The following is a 3,785-nucleotide window of genomic DNA, read 5'->3' as shown; positions in this document are numbered from 1 at the left end:
GCCGCCGCCGCTGCGACCTCGCGGGCCAGCTCGGCGCTGAGCCCGGCGGCGAGCGTGTCCGCGGCGCTGTCCCGCACGGTCGTGCGGCGGGGCGCGCGCCCGGGGGCGGGGGCGTCGGCCACCGGGATGCCGGTGCCTCGCTCCTCGTGCTCTTCGAGCCCCCTGGGGACGACGGGGAGGGCGTCATCCGACGGATCCCCGAACAGCGCGTCCGGCAGCGCTTCGGCCGGCACCTCCGGGCCGCCCGGGTGCGGCGTGCTTGGTGGCTGCACGCCCCGGGCCTGGCCGCCCTGGGCCTGGCCGCCCTGGGCCTGGCCGCCCGGGGACTGGCCGCCCGGGGACTGGCCGCCTTGGGACTGGCCGCCTTGGGACTGGCCGCCGACGCGTTCCGCGGCGGGCCCGGACGGGGAGCGGTGGCCGTGGCCATCGCCGTGGGCGCCGCCGCGCGCGCGGGGGGCGCGGCGTGAGAGGTGGTCGAGCACGCGGTCGAGCGTCGGACCCACCGGGTCGACGGGGCCGCCCGACGGCTGCCGTACCCCCAGGTCGTCCAGGACGCGGTGCAGCCTGGCGGCCTCCGTGCGCCACTTACGGTCCACGACCTCCTCTGGATAGTGCTGCCAGTCGACCGGCGACCAGTCGGCGCCCGCCTCGGCCGGGCCGCCGTGAAAAAGGCGCGCGGCCAGCAGCGATGCCGCCTCGTCCATCGCGCCCGGCTCCTCCAGCAGGTCGCACGCGGGACGCTCACCGAGACGCGAGGCGAACCCCTCGGCGAGCCTGTCACGCCGGGACAGCTCCGTCAGGGCGGAGACGACGCCCGCGTCCAGCCGGTCGGGCCAGCGGCCCATGCGCCATGCGGGCAGCGCCACGCGCGTCAGGAGCCGGTCCCAGCCGGCGTAGGCGAGGCCGACCTGCTCCTGGGCGACGATCCGCAGCCCGTAATCCACAGCCTGTGCACGCTCGGATGCCGCCGTCGCCACCCCGCGTTCCATCAGAGCCGCGTGCTCACCGCAGCCGCGCAGCAGCAGGCGCGCGATCCGGCCTATCGGAGCGAGCAGCCACCTGCGTAGGGGCCCGAAGTCGGACCGGCCCGCCACCGCCACCGCCGCGTCGAGCCCCCGCACGAGCCTGCGGGCCGCCGCTATGTCGGGGTGCGCGGAGGGGCCCGTACCCGCCACCACGGGCGCCAGCACGGCGCGCAGCTCGGCGACTCGCATCCACCAGAGGAACGGCGATCCGATGACGAGGACCGGCGCCACCGGCGCGCCCCGCCGGCCCTCCGACGCATCGGTGGCCGGGACATCGCGAGCGGCGTGGGCGGGGTGCGTACGGTCCTCGAGCCAGCTGTCACAGTCCGGCGTCAGCGCTATCGCGGACGGCGGCGGCACGCCCATGCGCTCCGCCAGGTCCCTGACCAGCCGATAAAGGCCGGGCGCCGACTTCTCCGCGACGGCGACGGTCGGGCTCAGGGCCGGCCTCGCCCGCGAGACGACGGCGGCGACGGCGGCCGCCAGCAGCAGGACGGCGACCGCCAGGGCGATGACGGCCCACCGGGCGATGTTCCAGCCCGAGCCGGTCAGCCTGCCCGTGGCGCCCGCGGCGAGCAGTACGACCGCGACCGCGGCGGGCAGCAGGGCCACGCCCAGCGCCCTGCCGCGCACACGCAGCACGGCGACCGCCCGGGACCGGGCGAATCGGGCGCCCGTCTCCTCACCGGCAGCGGCACCGGGATCAATGGTGCTGGAGCTGGACATGGTCGGACTTCACCCCCTCTGCCCTGTGGCGATTGCTTACTCCCCCACTGTGGCATTCGCCTCTGACATCGCAATGTCGGTGGGCCAAGTGCCGGAATGCCTGCGCCGCACCATAGTTGGGGCGTCGTCGACCGTCACACGGTTGGCTCAGCCGTCACCCGATGGAATGGCTTTGGGCAAAGGTGCTGGCGAAACGCCGACGGGCGGTTCCGCGATACGCGCCGCGGCGCGGACGCGGCGGCTGTGAGGAGGTGGGGAGGTGCCGAGCCGTAGGCGCGGAGGGACGACGTGGGCGTGCGCGGACGCGCCCTGGGCCGGGGCCGCTCTCGGCCCCGGCCTCGTGCTCTCAGCCCTCGGCCGCCTGCCGCGCGATGTCCGTGCGGTGCTGGGAACCGTCGAGCCTGATCCGTGCCACCGCCGCATAGGCGCGTGTGCGCGCCTCGGTGAGGTCCTCGCCCGTCGCCGTCACGGACAGCACCCGGCCTCCGGCGCTGACCACGCGTTCCCCGTCGAGCCGGGTCCCCGCATGCAGGACGTAGGCGTGCGGTGCGTCCTGCGCGGCGATCTCCGCGAGGCCGTCGATCGGGTCGCCGGTGCGCGGCGTGCCCGGGTAGTTGTGCGAGGCGACGACGACCGTGACGGCGGCGTCGTCACGCCAGTTGAGCGGCGGCAGGCCGGCGAGCGTGCCCTCGGCCGCCGCGAGCAGGACGCCGGCGAGCGGCGTCTTGAGCCTCGCGAGCACGACCTGCGTCTCGGGGTCGCCGAAGCGTGCGTTGAACTCGATGACCCGCACGCCACGGGACGTGATGGCGAGCCCCGCGTACAGCAGACCGGCGAACGGCGTGCCGCGTCGGCGCAGTTCGTCCACCGTCGGCTGGAGCACGGACTCCATGACCTCGTCCACGAGCTTCGGGTCCGCCCACGGAAGCGGCGAGTAGGCGCCCATGCCACCGGTGTTGGGGCCCTCGTCTCCGTCGAGGGCGCGCTTGAAGTCCTGGGCGGGCTGGAGCGGGACCACCGTCGTGCCGTCGGTGATCGCGAACAGGGAGACCTCGGGGCCGTCGAGGAACTCCTCGATGACGGCCCGCCCGCACGCACGCGCGTGCTCGCGCGCGGCGGTGACGTCATCGGTGACGACGACGCCCTTGCCCGCCGCGAGACCGTCGTCCTTGACCACGTACGGGGCGCCGAACGCGTCGAGCGCCCGGTCGATCTCGTCCGGCGTGGTGCACACGTAGCTGCGCGCGGTGGGGACGTTGGCCGCGGCCATCACGTCCTTCGCGAACGCCTTGGACCCCTCCAGCCTGGCGGCCTCGCTGCTGGGCCCGAAGCAGGGGACGCCCGCCTCGCGCACGGCGTCGGCGACCCCCGCCACCAGGGGCGCCTCGGGGCCGACGACGACGAGCCCGGCCTCCACCTCGGCGGCCAGGCGGGCCACGGCGCCGCCGTCGAGGGCGTCGACCTGGCGCAGCTCGGCCACCTCCGCGATCCCGGCGTTGCCGGGCGCGCAGTACAGGGCGCTGACGTCGGGGTCGAGGGAGAGAGCGCGGCACAGGGCGTGTTCGCGGGCACCGCCGCCGATGACAAGGACGTTCACGCGGGGCAGCCTATCCGGCCGGAGCACGCGGGCCTCGACCCGTCTCACGGCCGGCCGCCACGCACCGGCGGCCACGCACCGGCCGCCACGCACCGGCGACCGCGGGCGTACTCGCTATTCGTTCGTGTACTCCTCCAGTACCGTCGCGCCGAGTTCGCGGACGATGAGGTCGTGGCCGGAGAGAGCGGAGTCGACCAGATCCGGGTCGTCCTCCTCCGGGATGTCGTCCTCCAGCGCGACCGGCGGCCGGGCGGGCGGCACGGCCTGGGGCCCGGCGCCGCTCCGGTCGGCAGGCGATGGGCGCTGCGCGGAGGAGGCCGTCGCCACGGCCGCGCCGGCGGTACGCGCCCCGCCGGAGGGCGCTTCCTGGCCCGAGCGCTGCGGGAAGGCGGCCGTGGCGCCGCCCGCGGCCGCGCCCTGCGCCACGCCTGCCCCGG

2 protein-coding genes and 1 pseudogene are annotated in these 3,785 nt (G+C 76.1%); all 3 read right to left on the bottom strand.

The features are described 5' to 3' along the window. Positions 1-1,751 (bottom strand): M48 family metalloprotease (locus JFN87_RS32355; RefSeq protein ID WP_245182821.1); only part of this gene is annotated, 1,751 nt, incomplete at its 3' end. A 346-nt stretch (positions 1,752-2,097) separates the two neighbouring features. Next, positions 2,098-3,348 carry a phosphoribosylamine--glycine ligase gene (purD, locus tag JFN87_RS32350; protein WP_209345970.1) on the bottom strand — a complete coding sequence of 417 codons (1,251 nt, stop codon included), beginning with the start codon at positions 3,346-3,348 and terminating at the stop codon, positions 2,098-2,100. A 114-nt stretch (positions 3,349-3,462) separates the two neighbouring features. After that, positions 3,463-3,785: pseudogene (locus JFN87_RS33980) on the bottom strand (DNA polymerase III subunit gamma and tau); the annotation flags it as partial.

This window comes from Streptomyces montanisoli, from assembly GCF_017813245.1.
Lineage (GTDB): Bacteria > Actinomycetota > Actinomycetes > Streptomycetales > Streptomycetaceae > Streptomyces > Streptomyces montanisoli.
The sequence above is the reverse complement of the archived record's forward strand: the minus strand, read 5'-3'. Positions and strand labels throughout refer to the sequence as shown.